This is a genomic window from Acidovorax sp. ACV01 (assembly GCF_014851495.1).
In the GTDB taxonomy this organism is placed as follows: Bacteria; Pseudomonadota; Gammaproteobacteria; order Burkholderiales; family Burkholderiaceae_C; genus Acidovorax; species Acidovorax radicis.
The window spans coordinates 1-23734 of sequence record NZ_JACUZT010000006.1 but is presented as its reverse complement, the minus strand read 5'-3'; the positions used below and the strand labels follow the sequence as shown (position 1 = coordinate 23734).

The window sequence follows — 23734 nt, the reverse complement described above, 5'->3', positions numbered from 1 at the left end:
TTCAACCTGTATCTCCTGGAGACCTCGTGAGTACCTCGCTTCTTGCCCGGCGTCTTTCCGACGTCAAGCCTTCGCCCAGCATGCTGGCCAAGGCCCGTGTAGACGGACTGCGCGCCGCAGGCCGATCCATCATCGACTTCACCATCGGCGAGCCCGACTTTCCCACCCCGGCCCATATCGTGCAGGGCGGGGTAGATGCGCTGCTGGGAGGGCAGACGCGTTACACCGGCTCCGCCGGAACGCCCGCTCTGCGCAAGGCCATCGCGTCCAAGCTGGCAAGCGAGAACGGACTCGACGTTTCGCCGGACCACATCGTCGTCGGCTCAGGAGCCAAACAGGTCATCTTCGAGGCGCTTGCGGCCACGCTCAATCCGGGTGACGAGGTGGTGGTCGCCGCACCCTATTGGGTGTCCTACCCGGACATGGTGGTCATCAATGGCGGTACGCCCGTGATTGCGCGCGGCGAGGCCGCCCAGGGCTTCAAGCTCACGCCCGCAGTGCTGGAAACCGCCATCACCCCGCGCACGCGCTGGTTGCTGCTCAACACGCCCAACAACCCGACGGGTGCGGTCTACTCGTCCGATGAGATGCTCGCGCTGTGCGAGGTGCTGCGGCGCCATCCGCAGGTGTGGGTTATGAGCGATGAAATATACGAGCACTTCGTGTTTGGCGGCGCGGCCCACGTTTCGCCTCTGCAGGTCGCTCCGGACCTTTCGAGCCGTACCCTGATCGTAAACGGCATGTCCAAGTCATACGCGATGACGGGTTGGCGCATCGGCTACGGGGCAGGACCTCTGCCCCTGGTCAAGGCCATTTCCATGCTCATCTCACAGAGCACGAGTTGCCCCAGCGCAGTGGGCCAGGCTGCAGCCATCGTCGCCCTGGAGGGACCGCAGGACTGCGTGCGCCAGGCCACGGCAGCGTTCGAAGAACGAGGCGCCCTCATGACGGCGCTGTTGCGTGCCATCGATGGCATCGAATGCGTGGCACCCGCTGGAGCTTTCTACGTCTTCCCCGGCGTGGAAGGGCTCATTGGACGCAGCACTGCCACAGGCCAGGTGCTGCGCACCGATGTGGATGTGGCCGCCTACCTGCTCGATCAGGCCAGTGTCGCCACCATCGACGGCACATCGTATGGTCTTTCGCCGCACTTGCGCCTTTCGTTCGCAACGTCCATTGATCTCATCGAGCAGGGCTGCACCGCTATCCGGGACGCGGTCAGCGCCCTGTCCTGAGAGCCTGCCTCTTCCCTCTGATCTCATCCCCTTCACCAGAAAGCACCCATGAAAGCCCTCTCCATCTCCCTGCTGCTGGGCGCAAGCCTGGCTCTCTCCGCCACGGCAGCATCGGCCGACCAATTGGCTGACATCAAGTCCCGAGGCACGCTCGTGTGCGGAACTCTCGGCACGGCCGAACCGTTCAGCTTCCCCGAGCCTCAGACCCGTGAAATTCAGGGCTACGATGTTGACTTCTGCAAGGCGCTGGCCAAGTCGATGGGCGTGAAGATGGAGCTCAAGCTGATCGCCGTGGCCGCCCGCGTGCCCGAACTGCAGCAGGGGCGAGTGGACGTGGTGATCGCCAACCTGGGCTATACGGCCGAGCGTGCCGAGCAGATCGCTTTCAGCAACCAGTACTTCGCCAGCGAGACCAAGGTGGCCGCGCGCAAGGAAAGCGGCATGACCCAGGTCAAGGAGCTTGCGGGCAAGCGCGTGAGCGCCGTGAAGGGCTCTTCGTCGGAGGCGGGCACGCGCAGGGCCATTCCTACGGCGACCACGGTGACCTTCCAGGACCCGTCCAGCGCCTTCCTGGCCATGCAGCAGGGCAAGGTGGACGGCTTCGCTCTGTCGGAGCTGAGCCTCATCAAGTTCAAGGCGCAATCGGAGGCCACCGTTCCACTGGTTACGCTGGAGCCTGCCCTGTTCCTGGAGCCGTGGGGCGTGGGCATGCGCAAGGATGAAGCCGCCTTGATCAAGCAGGTCAACACCACCCTCGACGCCATGGAGAAATCGGGCGAGGCGCTGCAGCTCTTCAACAAGTGGATGGGAGCATCCACCCCCTACAAGATGCAGCGCGGCTTCAAGATCGAGCCCATCAAGGGTTGAACCCGTCCCCCTCAAAGGCAAGGACATCCAGGCATGAGCGTCAAGCTGGACTTTTCGGTACTGCTGCGGGACGAGTATCCGCAGTGGATCCTGCATGGTGTCATCACCATGTTCGAGCTCACGGCGTTGGCCTGGTTGCTTGCAATAGCCGTGGGGACGGTGCTGGCCGTCATGCGCATGGGCCACAACCGTGTGGCCAGGGCATTCGTCACGGCCTATGTGGAGTACCACCAGAACGTTCCCATGCTGGTGCAGATATTCCTGTGGTACTTCGGCATTCCAGCGCTACTGCCGGCCTGTGCACAGCAGTGGGTCAATGCCCACAACAGCGAGCTCGTCTTTGCCACCATCTCCATCGGGCTGTGCATGGCGGCCTATGTGTCGGAAGACCTGCGCGGCGGTATACGCGCCATTCCTTCCGCGCAGATGGAGGCGGCGCGTGCGCTGGGGCTGACCTACCTGCAGGCCTGCCGGCAGGTGGTGCTGCCACAGGCCGTGCGCATTGCACTGCCGACGCTGGTGAGCCATACGGTGCTGCTGTTCAAGAACTCAAGCCTGGCCATGACCATCGGCGTGGCCGAGCTGACCTATGCCACCCGCGAGATCGAAAGTCAATCCTTCCGGACCGTCGAGGTGTATCTGTTCTCCACTATGTTCTATCTTCTGGTCTGCTTGGCCGTGATGGCAGCCGGCACCGCGCTGGAGGCGCGCTACCGGATCAAGACAAGGTAAACGGCCATGCACGATATCTTCGCAATCCTGCGTGACAACTGGGCATTGCTCCTGGTCGGACAGTACCCGAACGGTCCGCTCGGCGGGCTGGCCATCACCTTCCTCCTGTCGCTGCTGGGGCTGGTGCTCGCCTTTCCGCTGGGGATTGCGCTAACCCTGGCGCGGCTGAGCCCCTTCGCGTGGATCCGCTGGCCTGCTCTGGTGCTGATCCAGTTGGTGCGCGGCGTGCCGCTGATCATGCTGATCTTCTGGGTCTACTTCTTTGTGCCGCTGCTCATCGGGCGCACGGTGAGCGGCTTTTCGACGATGCTGGTCACGCTGGTGGTGTACCAGGCCGCCTACCTCGCGGAGATCGTCCGCGCTGGCATCGAGGGGCTGCCCCGAGGGCAGACAGAAGCTGCGCGTGCATTGGGCCTGGGCTACTGGCAGACCATGGCGCGCATCGTGCTGCCGCAGGCGCTGTACAACATGGTGCCGTCCATGGTGAGCCAGTTCGTGTCGTCCATAAAGGAGACGTCGCTGGGCTACGTCATCAGCGTCAACGAGCTGACCTTCGCGGCCAACCAGATCAACGCCAGCCTGCTGACCAAGCCCTTCCAAGTGTATTTCATCCTGGCGGCCATCTACTTCGTGCTGTGCTTCTCGCTCACGCAGCTGGCGCGGTTCCTGGAGCGGCGCATCGCTGCGCAGCGGGCCGGCAACCGCTGCGTCCCACAGGCCGCTGCCGTGCCACGCGTCGCTGCGGCCGTGGGTTCCCCTTGACCTTGCTCCCGAGCCATCTTCCATGACATCCACCCCGGCAACCCGTGGCAGCGCCTGCGCGCAGCCCATGATCGATTTCCAGAACGTGAACAAATGGTATGGCGACTACCATGCGTTGAACGGCATCGCCGCGCAGGTCGGGCGCGGTGAAGTGGTGGTGGTGTGCGGGCCGTCCGGGTCGGGAAAGTCCACGCTGATCCGTACCGTGAACCGGCTTGAGGACATCCAGCAAGGGCGCATTGAGTTCGATGGCCAGGACATCCATTCCCCTGGCTTGAACCTGAACCAGTTCCGCAGCCGCGTGGGTTTTGTGTTCCAGAGCTTTAACCTGTTTCCCCACCTGTCCGTGGCCGACAACATCATGCTCGCGCCCATGAGTGTGCGGCGGCTGTCGCGCAGCCAGGCGAAGGAGCGTGCGCTGGCCTTGCTCGACCGCGTGGGCCTGGCGGCCAAGGCCGACAGCTTTCCCGGCCAGCTCTCGGGCGGCCAGCAACAGCGCGTGGCCATTGCCCGTGCGCTGGCCATGGAACCGCCCGCCATGCTGTTCGACGAGCCCACCAGCGCGCTGGACCCCGAGATGGTGGGCGAGGTGCTGCAGGTCATGAAAAGCCTGGCGCGCGAGGGCATGACGATGATGTGCGTGACCCACGAAATGGGTTTTGCCCGCGAGGTGGCCGACCGGGTCTGGTTCATGGACGCAGGCACGCTGGTGGAAAGTGGCACGCCGCAAGAGTTCTTTGGTCAGCCGCGCAGCGACCGGGCCCGCAAGTTCCTGTCCGACTTGCGCTCGCACTAGGCCTGCCCCCCGTATTCCATCGGGTGCCGAAAGTCGCATGCCGATTGTGCCAGCCGCCCGATGCGCTCGGCGAGGGTTCCTGCCGACTCTTTCCGGTACACCGCAAAGTATTTCACATGCGGCAGCGCGGGTGAGCTGCGTATGCGCACTAGGCGGCCCTGGCGCACCTGCTCTCGGTAGTACTGGTTGGGCAATTGGCTGATGCCCAGCCCCGCCATGGTCAATTCGCCCAGGGCCGCGAAGCTGTTGGTCATCACGGTGCGCTGCCCCACGAAACCGTTCTGCTGAAACCAGGTGCTGTACAACTGCGTGATTCCCGATTGCGTGGACTTGCTGAGCACTGGATAGCCCGATAGCTCCTCCGCACTGAGCACCCGCCGCGGCACACCTAGCGCGGGGCTGGCCATCCAGCTGCACTCCAGGCTCTTAAGGGGCAAGGCGTCGAACTGCTTGCCCCACAGCGGGCCGGGGATCAACGCCAGATCAATCAGGCCGCGTGCCAGTCGCTCGAACAATGTGCCCCCCAGGTCCACGTCGAGTTCAATGTCCACCGCCGGATAGGCGTCCTTGATGCGGTGCACCAGGCGTGGAAGCCAGGTCTGGCCAATGAGTTCGGTGGCACCGAAGCGAAAAACGCCCTGGTAGCCTGCTAGCCCATCCTTGCTGGCCAGCATCTTCTGGTTGAGTGCCAGCATCTCTTCTGCCGATCGGGCCAGCACATGGCCCTTGGGCGTGGCCTGCGGCCTGCGCCGGCTGCGGTCGAAAAGCTTTTCGTCGAAGATCGCCTCGAGCTCCGCGATGCGCTTGGAGATGGCCGATTGCGTGGTGTGCAAGCGGATCGCGGCGGCCTGGAAACTACCAAGGCGTACGGCCCAGTGGAAGGCCTCCAACTGTTTGAGGGTGGGGTTCACGGCGCTCCTTGTGCGGTATCTGAATGTATTCCTAATGCTCCTGGTTGATACCGCATTTTTATCGCTTTTCGAAATAGGTTCGCAATCCTAGACTGGGCGCCTTTGCCATCCAGCGTATCTGGTGGTTTGCAACGAGACCGATATGAAAGGTAGTGAAATGACCCGGGGACCGATCGCCATCCGCACCGATTTCGAACGGGTTCCGGCCGAGCTGGTGGCTCGCGCCTCAGGCTATGCGGCGTCCATACTCGCGGACGTGGCGGGCCGACGCGGCACCATGCATGGCCGCATACAGGGACTGCAAAAATCCATGCGCATCGCCGGACCGGCCTTCACCGTGGAGGTGCGTCCGGGCGACAACCTGATGATGCACGCTGCCCTTGCCCAGGCGCAGCCTGGCGACGTGATCGTGGTGGACGGCAAAGGCGACCTGAGCTGCGCACTGACAGGGTTTTTGATGGTGAGCCAAGCCAAGGCTGCGCATCTGGGCGGCTTTGTGATCGACGCGGCGGTGCGCGACACCGAGGAGATCTGCGAAAGTGGCTTCCCCGTGTTCGCCGCCGGCGCCAACCCCAACGGACCCACCAAGGGCCTGCCGGGCCGGGTGAACTGGCCGGTGTCGGTGGGCGGAACCACCGTGCATCCAGGCGACCTGGTGGTGGGCGATGGAGATGGCGTGGTGGTGCTCCCTCGCGAGCAGGCGCTGCAGGTCGTCAACGCGGCGCAGGCCAAGCTGGATTTCGAGCAGTCCTTCCTCGCATCGCTGCGCCAGGGCGACCCCCGCAATGGCTGGGTGGCCGACAGCCTGCGGTCGCTGGGCGTGCTGGCTCCCGGGGAGGCGCTGTGACGATGGCCCGTGCTGACGTGCTGGTGACCGCACGGTTCTTCGACGGAGAGGCCCGGCGCGTGCTGCTGGAACAGGGTTGCCAGGTGTCACACGCCGATGTGCCCCACGATGGCGTGGACTCCACGATCACACCCGCCATGCACCAGGCGCTGTTGACCGCCCGCGCGTGGATCGTGGGCATCGCACCGGTAACGCGCGAGGTGCTGCAGCGCTATCCGCAACTGCAGGTGGTGACGCGGCGCGGTGTCGGCTTCGACACGGTGGACACCATGGCCGTGCGGGAGCTTGGCCGCCTGCTAACGAATACCCCAGGCGGCAATGAGCCTTCGGTGGCCGACCATGCCCTGGGGCTGATGCTGGGGGTCGGCAAGCGCCTGGCCGAGTCGCACCAGCGCATGCGCGACGGCAACCGCACTGTGCTAGTGGGCACCGAGCTGTATCGCAAGACCGTGGGCCTGGTTGGCCTGGGTCGCATTGCGCGGCAGATTGTGCAGCGGCTGCAGGGCTTCGAGGTGCGCGTGCTGGCGTACGACGTGGTGCAGGACCCGGTCTACGCGGCTGCTGCGGGCGTGGAGTACGCCCCGCTGGAGCAGGTGCTGGCACAGAGCGACTACCTGAGTCTGCACGCTCCATTGAGCGAGGGCACGCGCCACTTGCTCGGTTCGCAGGCGTTCGGGCAAATGAAGCGCGGCGCGATCTTGGTCAACACCGCGCGGGGCGAGCTGGTTGATGACGCTGCGCTGCTTGCCGCGCTGGAGTCAGGCCACCTCGGTGGAGCAGGGCTCGATGTGCTCGGCTCGGAACGCGATGCGAGCCTGCAAGCAGTGACCGATCGGCTCCTGGCGTTGCCGCAGGTGCTGTGCACGCCGCATGCGGCCGGCTCCAGCCGCGAGGGCTTGGCGCGCTCCAACCTGCTCGCGGCGCAGTGTGTGCTGGCAGCGCTGCAGGGAAACGCAGTGCCGCCGCAATGCATCGTGGCTGACGGGCGGATGCCGCTGGCCGCCTGATCGTTCCACCCTTTCCTCACCAAAACCACAATCATCGGAGACAAATCCATGGCGAAATTTCTTTCCTCTCGGCGGATTATTTCCGCGACCTTTGCTGCGGCGTGCGCGGCGGTGCTGTGCGCACCGGGCCACGCTCAGGCACAGACTGATGCTTGGCCTACCAAGCCCATCACGTGGGTCGCGGTGACTGGCCCTGGCGGCAATTCGGACGTATTGGCGCGGTTGATCGGGCAGCCCTTGAGCGCAGCGCTCAAGGTCCCAGTGGTGGTCGAGAACAAGCCTGGGGGCTCAGGCATCATCGCAAGCTCCTTTGTGATCAAGTCGCCGCCGGATGGCTACACCCTGATCGGTGGCAGCATCGCATCGCATGCCATTGCGCCGCTGATCAACAAGAAGACCCCCTTCGACGTTCTCAAGGACTTCGCGCCTGTAACCATGATTGGCGCCAATTACAACGTGCTGGTGGTGCCCGCTTCAAGCCCTTACAAGACGGTGGCGGATGTGATCGCTGCCGCCAAGGCCAATCCCGGAACGCTGTCGTTCGGATCGCCAGGCATTGGCGGAACGCAGCACATGTCGGGCGAGCTGTTCCAGAACGCTGCGCGCATCAAGATGATCCACATCCCCAACGTGCGGGGTTCGGCCATCACGGATGTGATGGCGGGGCATATCAGCATGATGTTCGAGGGGCCTTCGGTCTACTCTCAGATCCACGGCGGCAAGCTGCGTGCGCTGGCTGTCACCTCGAAGAAGCGCCTGCCTCAGTTGCCCGATGTGCCCACGATGGATGAGGCGGGGGTGCCTGGCTTTGAGGTCATGGCCTGGCATGGCGTATTTGCTCCTGCAGGAACCCCCAAGCCGGTGCTGCAGCGCTTGCATAAGGAAATCGCAGCCATACTTCGCACTCCCGAGGTGCAGCATCGGCTTGAGCAGATGGGCATGACCGGCTCGGGCATCGCGCCCGATGAGTTTGCCGCTTTCCAGAGATCCGAGATCGAGAAGTGGGCGGCCGTGGTTCAGGCCGCCAACATCAAGGCGGAGTGAGCGCTGGGCCAGGCGCCGGCCTGGCGGTCACTGCGCATTCCGTTCTCGCTGCCTGTCCTGCTGGGCCCTACCGCCACAGCAGGCAAGGTGGCCTGGTTCAGGCTTCATGCCGGTATTCCCCCCGGTGCTTCATGAACCGGTGGTATGACATGCGCAGGTGCAGCTGCATCACCTGGCGCGCCAGTTCGCCATCCCGGGCGCGCACCGCAATCACCAGGTCGCGGTGGTGGTGCACGCTCTGCACCAGTTCCTCGGGCGTGTAGATGTAGAACGAGCGCTTGATGATCGGCATGTCGATCATGGTCGCCAGCATGGTTTTGAGGCGCGGCGAGCCCGTGGCCTCGATCAGCGCGTGGTGGAAATCCCGGTTGGCCGACTGCACCTCGGCAATGCCCTCGGGCCCGGCGGCAATACCGGCCTCCATGCGCAGGTTGCTGGCCTCCAGCTCATCGGCCAGCCCCTCGCCGCCGCGCGTGGCCGCGAGGAACGAGGCATATGGCTCCAGCAGCATGCGCAGCTGGAAGGTCTCCTCCACATCCCAATCACTCCACTCCGACACGCGGATGCCCTGGCCCGCGCCGTCCGTGGCCAGGCCGTCTTCCACCAGACGGTGCAGCGCATTGCGCACCGGGGTGCGGCTCAGGCCCAGGTCGCGCGCGATGGGCTCCTCCTTGAGCTGCTCGCCTGGGCGGTAGTGGCCGCCGATGAGCCGCTGGCGCAGCACCTCGTACGCCTTGTCTTTCACGTTTTGCACTGTTTTTGCACCAGGGTGGGGTGTGGATGGGTGTGATGATTCTAGAGGACAGCCACTGGGAGTGGGTTGCCTTGGTTGGCGGTTGTAAAAAATACAAATAAAGTGCAAATTTGCATTGAGGTACGGGAAATCCCTGTGATTGATTGCCGATTTGGATTCGTAAACTGCCATCAATGTTTTAAATTTGTACTTTTATGCAATTCGCAATCCTGGGTGGTGGAACGGTCGGCGCCTGCTACATGCAGGCCTTGCTCGAACAGGGGCACAGCCTGGTCGGCCTGTGCGACCTGCAGCCGAGTGCGGCGGTGGTGCAGGCGGTGCAAACAGCCGGCGGGCAGGTGCACACCGCGCCCGGTGCCTGGCTGGCGGGGGCCGATGTGGTGGTGAGTGCGGTGTTCGGCACCGTGGCGCGCAGCCTGTTCGAGGCCAGCCTGCCGCACCTGAAAGAAGGCGCGGTGTATGTGGACATGACCACCGCCGATCCGCAGGAGATGCGCGCATGTGGCGAGCTGGCACAGCGCGGTGTAGAGGGCAGGGAGGGCAGGGAGGGCAGGGAGGGCAGGGAGGGCAGGGTGGTGCACTTCGTGGACGTGGCCATCACCGGCGCCGTGAACCTGGGCGGCAGGAAGACGCCGCTGCTCGTGGCCGGCAGCAAGGCCGGTTTTGTACAGGAATTGTTCTTGCCCTTCGGCGGCTCGGTCCGCGTGGTAGGTACCCAGCCGGGCGACGCCGCCGCGCTCAAGCTCCTGCGCAGCATCTATACCAAGGGCATGGAGGCCCTGGCCGTGGAGTGCCTGGTGACGGCAGAGCAGATGGGCCTGCGCGAGCCGCTGTATGCCGTGCTGCAGGACATCGACGAGACCCCCTTGCGCACCTTGATGGAATCCATGGTGCGCACGCACATTCCGCATTCGGTGCGCCGCCGCAACGAGGTGGCCGAGGCCCAGCAGCAGATGCTTCGCAACGGTCTGGCGCCGATGGTGTCGCCCGCGGTCGAGGCACTTTTTTCCGCCACGGCGCAGGCGCAAGCCACGCAGCCCTTCACCGGCACAACCACCGACGAAGCCATCGCCTGGCTCGGCACTCACGTACTCGCCAGCCGCCCCTGATCCGCGCGCAGCGCCACCCGAAACCACCCTAGGAGACACCTCAATGACTTTGACACGACGCACCCTGGCACTTGGCTGCCTGCTGGCCCTGGCTGCGGCCGCACCGGCCCATGCCCAGGGCAACTACCCGCAACGGCCCATCAAGGTCCTCGTGCCCTTCCCTGCGGGCGGCGGCACCGACAACCTCGCGCGGCTGGTGGGCACCAAGCTGACTGACGCGTACGGCTGGTCCATCGTGGTGGAGAACAAGCCCGGTGCCGGCGGCAACCTGGCGCTGGACCAGACGGCCAAGGCCCCCGCCGACGGCCTGACCCTGGTGATGGCGCAGACCGACAACGTCGTGCTCAATCCGCTGCTGTACTCAAAGCTCACGTACAACCCCGACAAGGACCTGCGCGCCGTGGCCCTGGTGGCAGCCGGTCCGGCCGTGCTGGTGGTGAATGCCGATTCGCCCTACAAGACGCTGGACGACATCATCCAGGCCGCGAAGAAGGACCCCGGGCGCCTGAGCTTTGCCACGCCGGGCACGGGCACCATCTCGCACATCATCAGCGAGGCCTGGCAGAAAAGCTCCAACGTGAAGTTCACGCACGTGCCGTTCCGCGGCATGGCGCAGGCCATGCCTGACCTGCTGGGCGGGCGCATCGACATGTACATGGGCTCCATCCCCACGCTGCTGTCGCACATCCAGTCGGGCAAGGTGCGCGCCCTGGGGGTGACCACGGCGCGCCGCTCCCACCTGCTGCCCAGCGTGCCCACCTATCCCGAGTCTGGCATCAAGGGCGTGGAGCTGGCCAGCGTGTGGGGTGTGATGGCGCCCGCCGGCACGTCCGACGCCGTCGTCAGGCAGCTCAACGAGGCCATCAACAAGGTGGTCAACGCGCCGGACACGGCCAAGAAGATCGCCGACTCCGGTGCCGAGCTCATCACCGGCACGCCAGAGGACATGGCCAAGCTCTACGCCAGTGACCGTGCGCGCCTGGCCCCCATCGTCAAAAGCTCGGGCACCACGCTCGACTGACCCCTATCTATCTGCCAAGTGAGAACCACCATGATCGGTTGCCAAATTCTCCAACGACAACGTGCCGTCAGCCTCGCGCTGGCTCGGCAATTCCTCGATGTGCCCGTGGCCAACGTCAGCGACTGCATGTCGCGCATGACCGCAGGCGGTGCCCGCCTGCGGCCCATGCACGACGGCACCGCCATGGCCGGGCCGGCCTTCACCATCAAGACCCGCCCGGGTGACAACCTGCTGATCCACAAGGCGCTGAAACTCGCGCAGCCCGGCGACGTGATCGTGGTGGATGCGGGCGGCGACCTCACCAACGCCCTCATTGGCGAGATCATGGTGGGCGAAGCCAAGCTCAAGGGCTTTGGCGGCATCGTCATCAATGGCGCCATCCGCGACAGCGCCGTGATCCGCAAGGACAGCTTTCCGGTGTTCGCCGCCGGCGTCACCCACCGCGGCCCTTACAAGGACGGCCCCGGCGAGATCAATGTGCCCATCGCCATCGACGGCATGGTCATCGAACCCGGCGACCTGGTCATTGGTGACGACGACGGTTTGCTGTGCGTGCCCTATGACCAGGCCGAACAACTGCTGTCAGCCGCCCACAAGAAGCAAGACATTGAGGCCGTGATGGTGGCCGAGATCCGCGATGGCACGCAGGACAACGCTTGGATTGACGTGGCTCTGAAACGGGTAAGCTGTTCCATCGAAGCGTAACTATCAGTTGGCGGAGTAGCCTTAGAGGCTGTGCGCTGGGATGCGGGTAGGCGCTTGCCCCCTTATGGATCTAGTGGCGTAGCCACCGTCCTTGCGGCCATGCTCCGGCCTCGATTCTCTCTTGCACAACCCCGATCAAAAGGTCCACTGCACACCGGACATGGCGTGCGGTCGGGCGATTGTCCGGAAGACCCAGCACGATCGTGCGAGTGATTTCCGGGTCACCCAGAGGTGCACCTGACAGTAGATTTGTTCGCAAGTCTTCGGCCACGGCAATGGGGGGCAGTATCGTCAGGCCATGCCCCCCAAGAACAAGACTTCGCTGAACACTCAGTGCATTCGTTTCAGCTGAAAGATTGAGCGTTACATGTGCGACCGCACAGGCATGCTCAACTAACGATCGAATTCCATGCGGTGCGCTGGGAAGAATCAATTTTTGAGTCTCCAACGAAGCAAGCTTGACCGGACTCTCGGGCACCAAACCCGCGTCAGGTAGGCCTATCACCCAAAGCGCTTCTTCGACGAGGGGCGTCACCTGTATCTCGCTTGATCTTTCGGCGCCATACAGCAGGGCTGCGTCAATTTCGCCAGTCTCTAGCCACCGTGCCAAGGTCCCTGCGTAACCCATGGCAATGCGAACTCTCACGTCCGGGTAGGAATGGTTGATTGCTGAGAGTAGGGCGCTTGAGACGATGTCAATCGTGCTGGGCAGCAATCCCAAGGTCACGAGTCCGCTGATGCCGGAGCCCGCGCTGCTCATCTCTGCTCGCGCCCGATCTAGTTCAAGCATTGCTCTTCTGGCGTACGCCGCAAGGGTTTGGCCTGCCTCCGTAAGCACCATCCCGTGGCGCTCGCGTTCAAACAGCTGCACACCAACGTCCTCTTCCAACAAGCGAACTTGTCTCGATACCGCAGGCTGAACGAGATGCAGAACATCCGCTGCTCGTGTCACGTTGCCAGTCTCGGCGACCGTCAGAAATGCCCTGAGTTGCTTGAAGTCCATTGGTTGATACCCCGATCAGGGTTCTTGATTGTGGAATGCGAAATATCTATTTCACTTAGTCAGTAATCAGATTTTATGATTCCTTCGACTTTCAACTCAACTAAGTATTCGATGAGCAATCCCACTACCGCGGCTCCTGCCTGGCAGGAGGCCATATTCAAGGTGCTGAAGGAAGGAGGCGTCAATCAGATTGCCTACGTTCCCGATGCCGGGCATTCACATGTGATTCGCAGCGCCATCGCCGATCCAGAGATTCAAGATGTGGTTCTGACCACCGAAGAAGAGGGGGTCGCGGTCGCGTGTGGTGCGTGGCTTGGCGGACAGCGCGCCGTTTTGCTCATGCAGAGCAGCGGCGTTGGCAACTGCGTGAACATGTTCTCGCTGTTGCAGGCGGGCGACTTCCCCTTCTTCACGATTGTCACCATGCGTGGCGAGTACGCAGAGTTCAACCCCTGGCAAGGCCCGATGGGCAAGGCGACACAGGCGGCTTTGGAGTTGATGGGAATTCACGTGCTACGGGTGTCGCATCCCGACGAAGTCGAGGAAATCGTGAGTGCCGGTTTCGACGCAGCGTTTGAGGCCGGTGAGAAGGTTGCCGTGCTTTTGGGCCAAAACCTTATCGGTCGCAAGAAGTGGGAGCGTAAGTGATGAACCAGACTACAACCAAGCCCAGCGCCGATCGGCGCGAATTCGTGGCCAAGCTGATCGCCTCCGCACCTGAAGCGCTGATTGTGACGGGCCTCGGATCGGCCGCTTACGACGTCTTTGCAAGTGGCGATCGAGACAAAAACTACTACCTGTGGGGCGCGATGGGCGGATCGACGTCCATTGGCCTGGGGCTTGCGCTGGCGCAGCCGGACAAACCCGTCGTCGTCATCACGGGCGATGGTGAACAGCTTATGGGCATCGGCAGCTTGGCAACGGTCGCGGTCAAGCGGCCGAAAAACCTCACCCTTGTGGTGCTCGACAACGGCCACTTTGGCGAGACCGGCATGCAACGAAGTCACTCTAGCCTGGGGACCGATCTCGTTGCCGTGGCAAAGGGTTTTGGCATTGCCGATTCCTTCTCGACCAGCAGTGTTGGCAGTGCCGAGGAAATCGCTGCACGGATCAATTCCCGCAGTGGCTTGGTGTTTGCCCAGGTCTTCATTGACGCCAATGAGCCGCCGCGCGCATTGCCGCCCCGCGATGGACCATTCATCAAGAACCGCTTTCGCGCAGCACTGGGCCTAAAGCCGTTTTAAACAGCGCCACCCAAGTACATGTCGCAACCACAACTGGCATCCCACGAGGTGCCGACCAGGAGACAAGCGATGCCATACACCCGCCGAGGCGCTCTGAGCGCGCTCATCCTTGCCATGGGTCTGCCGTTTGCGGCCATGGCGCAATCCACTGCAGCCGACCAGGCAATTAAGCTGGTCGTACCGTGGCCGCCCGGCGGATCGGCAGATGCGCTGGGGCGGCAGATTGCCCTGGCATTGTCTGCAGGTTTGGGGCAAAACGTATATGTGGAGAACGTGGCGGGTGCTTCAGGCAACATTGGCACTGCCAATGCGCTGCGCGCCGCACCGGACGGCCGAACACTTCTTCTTGCCACCAGCACGACCAACTCGGCCGGGCCCAGCTTGTTCACCAAACTGCCTTTCCACCCGGTGAATGATTTCGTTCCAATCTCGTTGGCAGCGGTAGCACCCAGCGTACTGATCGTGTCGGCGACGTCACCCTACAAATCCGTCAAGGACATCGTGGACGCAGCCAAGGCGAAGCCGGGGCAACTGACCTACGGTTCTGGCGGCAACGGCAATTCAGGGCATCTGTCGGCCGCGCTCTTCGCCTCGACCTTTGGGTTCCAGGCGATGCATGTTCCCTACAAAGGCAATACACCTGCGACCATCGACTTGCTCGGCGGCCAAATCGACTTCATGTTCGACAACAACCCGGTGGGAATGGTCAAGGGTGGCAAGGCCAGAGCTCTCGCCACGACGGGCGACCAACGCACGGCGGCATTGCCAGAGGTGCCAACCTTCAAGGAGCTCGGTTGGCCGGCGGTGAATCTCACGACATGGTTCGGCTTGGCCGCGCCTAAAGGGACTCCCCCTGCGGTCGCTGAAAGAGTGCACGCAGCGCTGGTAGACGGTCTCAAGAAGATCGACGCCAACAAGCGGCTGCAGGAACTCGGCTTTGAGGTGAAAACCCAGTCTCCAGCAGATTTCCAGGTCTTCTGGAACGCAGAACTAGAACGCTACCGCGGGCTGGTCAAGCTCAGCGGTGCAAAGGTGGAATGACCACTGGAAAGAATGCATGAAACGCTACCAACTCCGCATCGATGGGCAGAAGCCTGATCCTGACTCGCGCACGTGGTTTGAAACCCAGAATCCCTACACCGCCCAGGCGTGGGCGGAAGTACCGAAGGGCAACGCCAAGGACGTGGACTTGGCGGTCAAGGCCGCTCACAGGGCATTGACTGCCGGACCGTGGGCCGAACTGACTGCGACCCAGCGGGGTGCCTTGCTGCGCCGTCTGGGTGATCTGATCGCTCGCGATGCAACTAAGCTTGCCACCATCGAGGTGCGCGACAACGGCAAGCTGTTCGCCGAGATGCAAAGCCAGCTCAACTACATCCCCCAATGGTTCTACTACTACGGTGGGCTGGCCGACAAGGTGCAAGGAACGACTATTCCGCTGGACAAGAAGGGCTACTTCGCCTACACGCGCAATGAGCCCGTGGGTGTGGTTGCCGCCATCACGCCTTGGAACTCACCACTGATGCTGCTCAGCTGGAAGATCGCTCCTGCTTTGGCAGCGGGCTGCACCGTGGTCGCCAAGCCTTCGGAGTTCACCTCGGCATCCACGCTGGAGTTGGCGGACCTGTTTGAGGAAGCGGGGTTTCCTCCTGGTGTGTTCAATGTGGTGACGGGTTTCGGCCCGGAGGTGGGAACTCCATTGGTCGAACACCCGCTGGTGAGCAAGATCAGCTTCACTGGCTCTGACGCGACAGGCCGGCGCATCAACGAGGCTGCGGGACGGCACCTCAAGCATACCGCGATGGAACTGGGAGGCAAGTCGCCCAACGTCGTGTTCGAGGATGCCGATCTGGAGCAGGCGGCCTTTGGGGCGATTTCCGGGATCTTTGCTGCCACAGGGCAGACCTGCATCGCGGGCTCGCGTCTGCTGGTGCAGGAGAGCATCCACGACGCCTTTGTCGAACGCCTGCTGGCCGTTGCGCGGGCTGCACGGATGGGCGATCCCATGAGCCCCGAGACACAGGTCGGCCCGGTGACGACACCGCCGCAGTACCAGAAGGTACTCGAATACATCGACATCGCGCGCAATGAAGGCGCGACCGCAGTGCTGGGTGGATCCAAAGGCAGCCGACCTGAGTGTGGCGATGGGTGGTTTGTCGAGCCCACCATCTTCACCAATGTGAAGAACGACATGCGCATCGCGCAGGAAGAGGTGTTCGGACCCGTCCTGTCCGTGATCCGCTTCAAGGACGAAGCCGACGCGCTGCGCATTGCCAATGATGTGCGCTTTGGTTTGGCCGCGGCTGTGTGGACAAGCGACATTGGCCGCGCCATCCGCATGTCTGAGCAACTGCGTGCCGGCACCGTCTGGATCAATACCTACCGGGCTGTGAGCTTCATGGCGCCATTTGGCGGCTACAAGGACTCCGGACTGGGGCGGGAGAACGGTATCGATGCCATCCGTGAGTATCTGCAGGCCAAGTGCGTGTGGATCAACAGCGGTGCAGTCACCGGTAATCCTTTCGTGATGCGATAGCTAAGAAGTGCAGGTCGCACGATATTCGTCTCGCGCTACCCCTCTTTCAACCCGCCAACCTAAAAGAGAAGACCCATGAAAACCACCACACTTGCCGCCGCAGTTGCACTGGCTGTCTTGCACGTCACCGCACAGGCGCAGCTAAGCGACACACTGCAGAAGATCAAGTCGAGCGGCACCATTCAGCTTGGAGGGCGGGATGGCTCTTTTCCCTTCTCCTACAAGACCAGCGCGGACAGTGCGCCGGTCGGATTCTCGGCCGATTTGTGCATGAAGGTCGTTGATGCGGTCAAGGCAAAGCTGCAGATGCCGGACCTAAAGGTGCAGTACACCATTGTCACCCCGTTGAACCGAATTCCATTGGTTCAGAATGGAACGATTGACCTGGAGTGCAGTACGACCACTAACACTGCGGCCCGTGCGCAGCTAGTGCAGTTTGCTCCCACGCACTTTGTAGGAAGCATCGCTGCTGCTGTTAAGAGCAATTCTGGAATCAACAGCCTTGCAGATCTTGATGGGAAAGCCATTGCAACGGTCTCCGGCAGTACGTCGATCCAGGTCATGCGGGCCTATCGTCGGAACGAAAAGGTGGAGTTCAGCGAGGTGTCCGGCAAGGATAGTGCCGAGACCTTCCTCATGCTTTCTTCAGGGCGCGCATCTGCCATGATCCTGGAAGATGTTCAACTGGCAGGCCTGATTGCACGCGCAAGTCAGCCTAGCGAATACAAGATCCTGGGTGAGCGCATGCGCGACGAGCCGTATGGCTTCATGTACCGCAAGGATGATCCGCAGTTCGCTGCCTTGGTGGATGGCACGCTCACGCAGGTGATGAAGTCCGGGGAGATCGATAAGATCTACGCGCGTTGGTTCACGCAGTCCATTGCTCCCACAGGCGTGAACCTGAACTTTCCGATGACGGATGCGGTTCGCGAGGCGTTTCGGAGCCCCAACAAGAAGCCGGCGCAGTAGGCCCAGGCATTCGTTATGACACAGAAGAGCAAGCTTCAGGGGTTTATCCCGCTGGGATGTTCTACGCCGCCCCTCGTTCTGGGGGACTCTGTGGCAGAGACTCGGGCGCCTATTGGCCAGTAGCAGCTGCAGTCACGTTGGAGCGTCGTCGCCGACCCAGCGAACCGGCCAACAGCCGGTGCCCGCCATGTCCCGCAGCACGTCGAAGACAAGCTCCATCACGGCCGCGACCGCCACGGGTTGCGGCCGGGCCACGTTCGTTGCACAGACCACCCGGCGCGACATGCTGGGGCTGTCGATCACGGCAGTGCGCAGACGCCCGGCCTCCACTTCCTGCGCGACCGACCCGAGCGGAAGAATGGTGCTGCCGAGTCCCGCTTCGGCCGCCCGCTTCACGCTTCCGAGCGACTCGATCTCCGCGATCACGTCGAGCTGCAACCGGTGGGGCGCACAGGCTTCGTCGATCATGCGGCGCAGCCCGTGCTCCTGTCCTGGCAGGACCAGGGGCCAGAGTGCCAGGTCCTGAAGTGTTAGCTTGTCGGGAATGCCGGTGTTGGCAGGCGAGGTGACGAACACCAGCTGGTCGTCCACCATTGCACGCTTGGCCAGTCCGATGTCCGGCGCCCGTCCGTAGAGCAATGCCAGATCGAGGCGGCCGGAGAGCAGCCACTCGCGTAGGAAGCCGCTGTAGGCCTCCACCAGCTTGAGCCGGACTTTCGGAAGCCTCGCGCGGCAGGCGCTCAGGATGGGCAGTGTTGCTGCCAGCGCCACCGTCGTGGGCAGGCCAATGGAAACATCGCCATGGGGTTCGGCGGCCGACTCCCTGACTGCCAGCTTGGCGCGCTCGGCGTCGGCCAGCACGATGCGTGCGTGTGCGAGGAACAGTTTGCCTGCGTCGGTCAGCGCCATGCCTCGGCTTGAACGGGCGAACAGTTGTGCTCCCAGTTCGTGTTCCAGGGCCGCGATCTGTTGGCCCAGAGCTGGCTGGGCGACGTGCAGACGAGCCGCCGCCTGCAGCAGGCTGCCGGCCTCGCTAACGCCAACGAAATACCGGAGTTGTCGCAGTTCCATGGTCTGGCTCCGTGTACAAAAGTGCTATCTGAATGGCATATAGCGTGTATCTTGAATATGTATTTTACAGATACATCGCATATCCCCAGAATTCGTTCTGGATGCGCATGGCGCATGCAGTTTCAACCGATGTGAGCTGGGCCCCGCCGAGCCGGCGCCAGGAAATGGAGACAACAAGTGGCACTTGACATAGAACACCTGCGCACCTGGATCGGGCGCACGGATACCTTGCCCGACTTGGCATCGCAAGCGCCCTTGAAGGCCTTGACCGCGACGCTGGACCGTGAGGATGCGCCGGCAGGGCCCAACGATGCGCTGCCTCCTTGCTGGCACTGGCTCTACTTTCTGCCGACGCCACGGCAGTCCGATATCGGGCCTGATGGGCATCCTCGGCGCGGGGGCTTCCTGCCGCCCGTGCCGCTGCCACGCCGCATGTGGGCCGGGAGTCAACTGCAGTTCCATGCGCCGATCCGCGTGGGGCAATCGTTGGTGCGCGCTTCGCGCATTGCTGATGTGCGGCTGAAGGAGGGGCGCACAGGCCCGCTCGTGTTCGTGAACGTGGACCATGAGATCCGCGCCGACGGGGTTCTTGCTATCTCGGAGCGCCATGACATCGTATACCGCGACATGCCGCAGCCCGGCGAAGCCTCACCTGCACCGGTGGCCGCGCCCGAAGGTGCTCAGTGGATCCGCGAGATCGTGCCAGACGATGTGCTGCTTTTCCGCTACTCCGCCCTGACCTTCAATGGACACCGGATCCATTACGACCGCCGGTATGTCACGGAAGTCGAGGGCTACCCGGGCCTGATCGTGCACGGGCCGCTGATTGCCACTCTGCTGCTGGACCTGCTGCGCCGCGAACTCCCCGACGCCCGCGTCACCGGTTTTTCCTTCCGTGCGGTCAAGCCGCTTTTCGATGTCGCCCCGTTCTCCGTGTGTGGCCGCCGTGACGGCGGCAACGGCGTGAAGCTGTGGGCGCGCACACCTGAGGGCCACCTGGCCATGGATGCCAGCGTGACGCTGGCCTGATGAAACTGACAAAGAGGTCCCCACGCCATGTTCAATGAAACCGACGAATTCCAGGAAATCCGCGACGCCGTACGCCAGCTGTGCAAGCAGTTTCCCGATGAATACTTCCGCAAGGTGGACGAAGAGAAGGCCTACCCCGAGAAGTTTGTCGATGCCCTGATGGGGGCCGGCTGGCTGGCCGCGATGATCCCCGAGGAGTATGGCGGCACGGGCTTGGGCCTGACGGCGGCCACGGTGATCATGGAAGAGATCAACCGGTCCGGCGGCAATGCGGGCGCGGTGCATGGGCAGATGTACAACATGGGGACGTTGCTGCGCAATGGCAGCAAGGCGCAAAAGGAAAAGTACCTGCCAGGCATCGCCGCGGGCAAGCTGCGCATCCAGTCCATGGCCGTGACGGAGCCCACCACCGGCACGGACACCACCAAGATCAAGACCACGGCGGTCAGGAAGGACGGCCGCTACGTGGTCAACGGGCAGAAGGTCTGGATCTCGCGCGTGCAGCACTCCGACCTGATGATCCTGCTGGCGCGCACCACCCCGCTGGCTGACGTGAAGAAGAAGTCCGAAGGCATGTCGATCTTCATGGTGGACCTGCACGAAGCCATCGGCAAGGGCCTCACCGTCCGCCCCATTCCCAACCTGGTGAACCACGAGACCAATGAGCTGTTCTTCGAGAACCTGGAGATCCCGGAGGAGAACCTGATCGGAGAAGAGGGCAAGGGCTTCAAGTACATCCTGGACGGCCTCAACGCGGAACGCACGCTGATCGCCGCGGAGTGCATCGGCGATGGCTACTGGTTCATCGAGCGGGCCCGCAAGTACGCCAACGAGCGCGTGGTCTTCGACCGGCCCATCGGCAAGAACCAGGGTGTGCAGTTTCCGATCGCTGACGCCTTCATCGAGGTGGAGGCCGCCAACCTGATGCGCTTCGAGGCTGCCCGGCGCTTCGATTCGCATGAGAACTGCGGCGCCCAGGCCAACATGGCCAAGTACCTCGCGGCCAAGGCGTCGTGGGAGGCGGCCAATGTCTGCCTGCAGACGCACGGCGGCTTCGGCTTCGCCAACGAATACGACGTCGAGCGCAAGTTCCGCGAGACACGCCTGTACCAGGTGGCGCCGATCTCCACGAACCTGATCTACGCCTACATCGCCGAGCACGTGCTGGGCCTGCCGCGGTCGTTCTGAAAGGAGCATGCCATGACACGCCCCCTCGACGGCATCACGGTCGTCACGCTGGAACACGCCATCGCTGCACCGTTCTGTACCCGCCAACTGGCCGACCTCGGCGCGCGGGTCATCAAGGTGGAGCGCCCGGGCACGGGTGACTTCGCACGTGCCTACGATGAGCGCGTGAACGGCCAGGCCTCGCATTTCGTCTGGACCAATCGTTCCAAGGAGAGCCTGACGCTCGACGTCAAGCACCCCGAGGCGCAGAAGGTGCTGGCCCAACTGCTGCAAGAGGCGGATGTGCTGGTGCAGAACCTGGCGCCCGGCGCGGCAGCCCGCCTGGGGCTTTCCTACGAGGCGCTGCGGGACAAGCATCCCCGTCTGATCGTCTGCGACATTTCGGGGTATGGCGAAGATGGACCATACCGTGACAAGAAGGCCTACGACCTGTTGATCCAGAGCGAGTCTGGCTTCCTCTCCGTCACAGGATCGCAGGATGAGCAGGCCAAGGCCGGTTGCTCCATCGCCGACATTGCGGCAGGCATGTACGCCTACACCAACATCTTGTCCGCCTTGCTCCAGCGGGGCAGGACAGGCGAGGGCTGCCACATCGACGTCTCCATGCTGGAGAGCATGGTCGAGTGGATGGGCTACCCGATGTACTACGCCTTTGAAGGCGCAGCGCCGCCGCCCCGCGCTGGTGCCGCGCACGCCACCATCTACCCATACGGGCCTTTTCTTGCGGGGGATGGTTCATCCGTGATGCTGGGCCTGCAGAACGAACGTGAATGGGCCGTGTTCTGCAAGGTGGTTCTGCAACAACCTGACCTGGCGGTGGCCGAGCTGTTCTCCTCCAACTCGCGCCGCGTCGCGAACCGCGATGCCTTGCGCGCGTTGATCCTGCAGGCGTTCTCGACCTTGACGGCCGAGCAGGTCGTTCAGCGGCTGGACGAGGCGCAAATCGCCAATGCCCGCGTCAATGACATGCGCGACGTGTGGGCACATCCCCAACTTCAGGCACGCCAGCGGTGGACCGAGGTACCTGCACCGGGCGGCCCGATCCCGGCACTGTTCCCCCCTGGGCGCACCAACGCGTATACGGCCCACATGGGCGGTGTTCCCAGCCTTGGTCAGCACACACAGGACATCCTGACAGGCCTGGGCTGGTCCGCACAAGCCATTGAAACCATGCGCCAGGAAGGCGCCATCTGAGCCGCTCGACGGACACGAGAAAACCCAAGGAGACAAGCACATGAACTTCAACATTCCACGCACTGCGGCCATCGCGGGCGCAGTGCTCGCCAGCCTCGCCTGCGCGATGCCCGCCTGGTCCCAGGCCTACCCCGTCAAGCCCATCACCCTGGTCGTTCCGTTCTCCGCAGGGGGGCCTACCGATGTGGTCGCGCGCCTGCTGGCCGCCGCCATGGGAAAAACCTTGGGTCAGACGGTCCTGGTCGAAAACAAGACCGGTGCCGGTGGGACGATCTCCGCCACCTACACGGCTCGGGCCACACCCGACGGGTACACCTTTCTCATCCACCACAACGGCATGGCCACGGCGCCCGCGCTTTACCGCAAGCTGAGCTACAAGCCGCTGGCCGACTTCGAGTACGTCAGCCAGGTCGTCGATGTGCCCATGACGCTGGTCGGGCGCAAAGACCTGCCTGCCAAGGACTTCAAGGAACTGCAGGCCTGGGCCAAGGCGCAGGGCGACAAGACCAACCTCGCACACGCCGGCCTGGGCGCCGTGTCGCACCTGTGCGGGGTGTTGCTGCGCCAGGCCATGGGGGTGGAAATGACCACGGTGCCTTTCCAGGGAACGGGGCCAGCCATGAATGCGCTGCTTGCCGGGCAGGTGGATCTGCTGTGTGACCAGACCACATCGACCACCCCATTCATCAAGGCGGGATCGGTCAAGCTGTATGGCGTGACCACGCCTTCGCGGCTCAAGACGCTGCCCGAGACACCCACGCTGCAGGAGCAGGGGCTCAAGGGTTTCCAGATCGTCGTGTGGCATGGCATCTATGCGCCCAAGGGGACGCCTAAGGAGGCCATCGAAAAATTCGGAGCCGCCCTACGCACGGCACTCAAGGATCCTGCGGTGGTGCAACGTCTGACCGACCTCGGTGCCGTGATCCCCAGCGAAGAGAAACTTAACCCCGAGGGGTTGAGAACCTGGCTGGACCAAGAGACCCAGCGTTACGCCCCTGTCATCAAGGCCGCCGGGCAGTTTGCCGACTGAATATCAACCATTGAGAGAGTAGTGCGGAATGAAGATTCTGGTAAGCGTCAAGCGCGTGGTGGACTACAACGTGAAGGTCCGAGTCAAGTCGGACAACACGGGTGTGGACATCGCCAACGTGAAGATGAGCATGAACCCCTTTGACGAAATCGCCGTCGAAGAGGCCGTGCGCCTGAAAGAAAAAGGCCTGGTGACCGAAGTCATCGCTGTCTCGTGTGGCGTGGCCCAGTGCCAGGAAACCCTGCGCACCGCCATGGCCATTGGCGCCGACCGCGCCATCCTGGTGGAAACCGACGTCGAGTTGCAGCCTCTCGCCGTGGCCAAGATCCTGAAGGCCCTGGTGGACAAGGAGCAGCCCGGCCTTGTGATCCTGGGCAAGCAAGCCATTGATGACGACGCCAACCAGACCGGCCAGATGCTGGCGGCTCTGGCCGACCTGCCCCAGGCCACGTTCGCCAACAAGGTGGAACTGTCGGCCGACAAGGTCAACGTGACCCGCGAAGTGGACGGCGGCCTGGAAACCCTGGCCTTGACCCTGCCTGCGGTCATTACCACCGACTTGCGCTTGAACGAGCCCCGCTACGTCACCTTGCCCAACATCATGAAGGCCAAGAAGAAGCAGCTGGACACCTTCAAGCCCGAAGACCTCGGTGTGGATGTGGCTCCCCGCCTCAAGACCC

Annotated in this window: 25 protein-coding genes; 21 read left to right on the top strand and 4 right to left on the bottom strand. The window is 63.1% G+C overall.

The window, feature by feature from the left end:
• Positions 1-80: 80 nt before the first annotated feature.
• The 5 genes from IB243_RS17395 to IB243_RS17375 all read left to right on the top strand — a co-directional run bounded on the left by IB243_RS17395 (position 81) and on the right by IB243_RS17375 (position 4392).
• Positions 81-1235: a pyridoxal phosphate-dependent aminotransferase gene (locus IB243_RS17395; RefSeq protein ID WP_192428791.1), complete on the top strand. Its 1155-nt coding sequence runs from the start codon at positions 81-83 to the stop codon at positions 1233-1235.
• 48 nt (positions 1236-1283) lie between these two features.
• A complete protein-coding gene (locus IB243_RS17390) occupies positions 1284-2102 on the top strand; it encodes an ABC transporter substrate-binding protein (RefSeq protein ID WP_192428507.1) in 819 nt (272 codons plus the stop codon).
• Positions 2103-2135: 33 nt separating this feature from the next.
• Entirely contained in the window at positions 2136-2834 is a 699-nt protein-coding gene (locus IB243_RS17385; RefSeq protein ID WP_192428506.1) for an amino acid ABC transporter permease, read from the top strand.
• 6 nt (positions 2835-2840) lie between these two features.
• Positions 2841-3596 carry an amino acid ABC transporter permease gene (locus IB243_RS17380; RefSeq protein WP_192428505.1) on the top strand — a complete coding sequence of 252 codons (756 nt, stop codon included), beginning with the start codon at positions 2841-2843 and terminating at the stop codon, positions 3594-3596.
• A 67-nt stretch (positions 3597-3663) separates the two neighbouring features.
• Positions 3664-4392, top strand: a complete 729-nt coding sequence (locus tag IB243_RS17375; RefSeq protein WP_192428790.1) for an amino acid ABC transporter ATP-binding protein — start codon at positions 3664-3666, stop codon at positions 4390-4392.
• Here IB243_RS17375 and IB243_RS17370 read toward each other — a convergent pair.
• The gene (locus IB243_RS17370; RefSeq protein WP_192428504.1) at positions 4389-5303 is read right to left on the bottom strand and encodes a LysR family transcriptional regulator; all 915 of its coding nucleotides are present in this window, start codon (positions 5301-5303) and stop codon (positions 4389-4391) included. The genes IB243_RS17375 and IB243_RS17370 overlap by 4 nt on opposite strands.
• A gap of 142 nt (positions 5304-5445) precedes the next feature.
• Here IB243_RS17370 and IB243_RS17365 point away from each other — a divergent pair, with 142 nt between their 5' ends.
• Genes IB243_RS17365 through IB243_RS17355 form a run of 3 tightly spaced genes read left to right on the top strand, consistent with a single transcriptional unit; the run spans position 5446 to position 8201 of the window.
• Complete coding sequence (locus IB243_RS17365; RefSeq protein WP_225585025.1) at positions 5446-6150, top strand: RraA family protein; 705 nt, start codon at positions 5446-5448, stop codon at positions 6148-6150.
• A gap of 2 nt (positions 6151-6152) precedes the next feature.
• Positions 6153-7157, top strand: coding sequence for a phosphoglycerate dehydrogenase (locus tag IB243_RS17360; RefSeq protein ID WP_192428502.1), 1005 nt, complete (start codon positions 6153-6155; stop codon positions 7155-7157).
• A gap of 48 nt (positions 7158-7205) precedes the next feature.
• Positions 7206-8201, top strand: coding sequence for a tripartite tricarboxylate transporter substrate binding protein (locus IB243_RS17355; RefSeq protein ID WP_225585024.1), 996 nt, complete (start codon positions 7206-7208; stop codon positions 8199-8201).
• 97 nt (positions 8202-8298) lie between these two features.
• On the opposite strand, the gene IB243_RS17350 is transcribed toward IB243_RS17355, so the two are convergent.
• Positions 8299-8955, bottom strand: a complete 657-nt coding sequence (locus tag IB243_RS17350) for a GntR family transcriptional regulator (RefSeq protein WP_192428500.1) — start codon at positions 8953-8955, stop codon at positions 8299-8301.
• Positions 8956-9149: 194 nt separating this feature from the next.
• Between IB243_RS17350 and IB243_RS17345 the strand changes: the two genes are divergently transcribed.
• Genes IB243_RS17345 through IB243_RS17335 form a run of 3 tightly spaced genes read left to right on the top strand, consistent with a single transcriptional unit; the run spans position 9150 to position 11790 of the window.
• Positions 9150-10064, top strand: a complete 915-nt coding sequence (locus IB243_RS17345; protein WP_192428499.1) for an NAD(P)-binding domain-containing protein — start codon at positions 9150-9152, stop codon at positions 10062-10064.
• Positions 10065-10107: 43 nt separating this feature from the next.
• A complete protein-coding gene (locus IB243_RS17340; protein ID WP_192428498.1) occupies positions 10108-11085 on the top strand; it encodes a tripartite tricarboxylate transporter substrate binding protein in 978 nt (325 codons plus the stop codon).
• Between the two features lie 30 nt (positions 11086-11115).
• Entirely contained in the window at positions 11116-11790 is a 675-nt protein-coding gene (locus IB243_RS17335) for an RraA family protein (protein ID WP_192428497.1), read from the top strand.
• A gap of 70 nt (positions 11791-11860) precedes the next feature.
• Here the strand turns inward: IB243_RS17335 and IB243_RS17330 are convergent, their stop codons facing one another.
• Entirely contained in the window at positions 11861-12793 is a 933-nt protein-coding gene (locus IB243_RS17330) for a LysR family transcriptional regulator (RefSeq protein WP_192428496.1), read from the bottom strand.
• A 75-nt stretch (positions 12794-12868) separates the two neighbouring features.
• Between IB243_RS17330 and IB243_RS17325 the strand changes: the two genes are divergently transcribed.
• The 5 genes from IB243_RS17325 to IB243_RS17305 all read left to right on the top strand — a co-directional run bounded on the left by IB243_RS17325 (position 12869) and on the right by IB243_RS17305 (position 17542).
• Complete coding sequence (locus IB243_RS17325; protein WP_370540353.1) at positions 12869-13441, top strand: phosphonopyruvate decarboxylase; 573 nt, start codon at positions 12869-12871, stop codon at positions 13439-13441.
• Positions 13441-14037, top strand: a complete 597-nt coding sequence (locus IB243_RS17320) for a thiamine pyrophosphate-dependent enzyme (RefSeq protein WP_192428494.1) — start codon at positions 13441-13443, stop codon at positions 14035-14037. The genes IB243_RS17325 and IB243_RS17320 overlap by 1 nt, the downstream gene beginning before the upstream one ends.
• 69 nt (positions 14038-14106) lie before the next feature.
• Positions 14107-15078: a tripartite tricarboxylate transporter substrate binding protein gene (locus IB243_RS17315; protein WP_192428493.1), complete on the top strand. Its 972-nt coding sequence runs from the start codon at positions 14107-14109 to the stop codon at positions 15076-15078.
• Positions 15079-15094: 16 nt separating this feature from the next.
• Positions 15095-16573, top strand: a complete 1479-nt coding sequence (locus IB243_RS17310) for an aldehyde dehydrogenase (protein ID WP_192428492.1) — start codon at positions 15095-15097, stop codon at positions 16571-16573.
• A gap of 75 nt (positions 16574-16648) precedes the next feature.
• Entirely contained in the window at positions 16649-17542 is an 894-nt protein-coding gene (locus IB243_RS17305; RefSeq protein WP_192428491.1) for an amino acid ABC transporter substrate-binding protein, read from the top strand.
• Between the two features lie 132 nt (positions 17543-17674).
• Here the strand turns inward: IB243_RS17305 and IB243_RS17300 are convergent, their stop codons facing one another.
• Positions 17675-18613: a LysR substrate-binding domain-containing protein gene (locus IB243_RS17300; protein WP_192428490.1), complete on the bottom strand. Its 939-nt coding sequence runs from the start codon at positions 18611-18613 to the stop codon at positions 17675-17677.
• Between the two features lie 177 nt (positions 18614-18790).
• Here IB243_RS17300 and IB243_RS17295 point away from each other — a divergent pair, with 177 nt between their 5' ends.
• The 5 genes from IB243_RS17295 to IB243_RS17275 all read left to right on the top strand — a co-directional run.
• Entirely contained in the window at positions 18791-19642 is an 852-nt protein-coding gene (locus IB243_RS17295) for a MaoC family dehydratase N-terminal domain-containing protein (protein ID WP_192428489.1), read from the top strand.
• Positions 19643-19669: 27 nt separating this feature from the next.
• Positions 19670-20830, top strand: coding sequence for an acyl-CoA dehydrogenase family protein (locus IB243_RS17290; protein WP_192428488.1), 1161 nt, complete (start codon positions 19670-19672; stop codon positions 20828-20830).
• Positions 20831-20842: 12 nt separating this feature from the next.
• A complete protein-coding gene (locus IB243_RS17285; RefSeq protein WP_192428487.1) occupies positions 20843-22024 on the top strand; it encodes a CaiB/BaiF CoA-transferase family protein in 1182 nt (393 codons plus the stop codon).
• 40 nt (positions 22025-22064) lie between these two features.
• On the top strand, positions 22065-23054 hold the full coding sequence (locus tag IB243_RS17280; RefSeq protein ID WP_192428486.1) for a tripartite tricarboxylate transporter substrate-binding protein: 990 nt from the start codon (positions 22065-22067) through the stop codon (positions 23052-23054).
• A gap of 28 nt (positions 23055-23082) precedes the next feature.
• On the top strand, positions 23083-23734 hold a 652-nt coding region (locus IB243_RS17275), incomplete at its 3' end, for an electron transfer flavoprotein subunit beta/FixA family protein (RefSeq protein WP_192428485.1).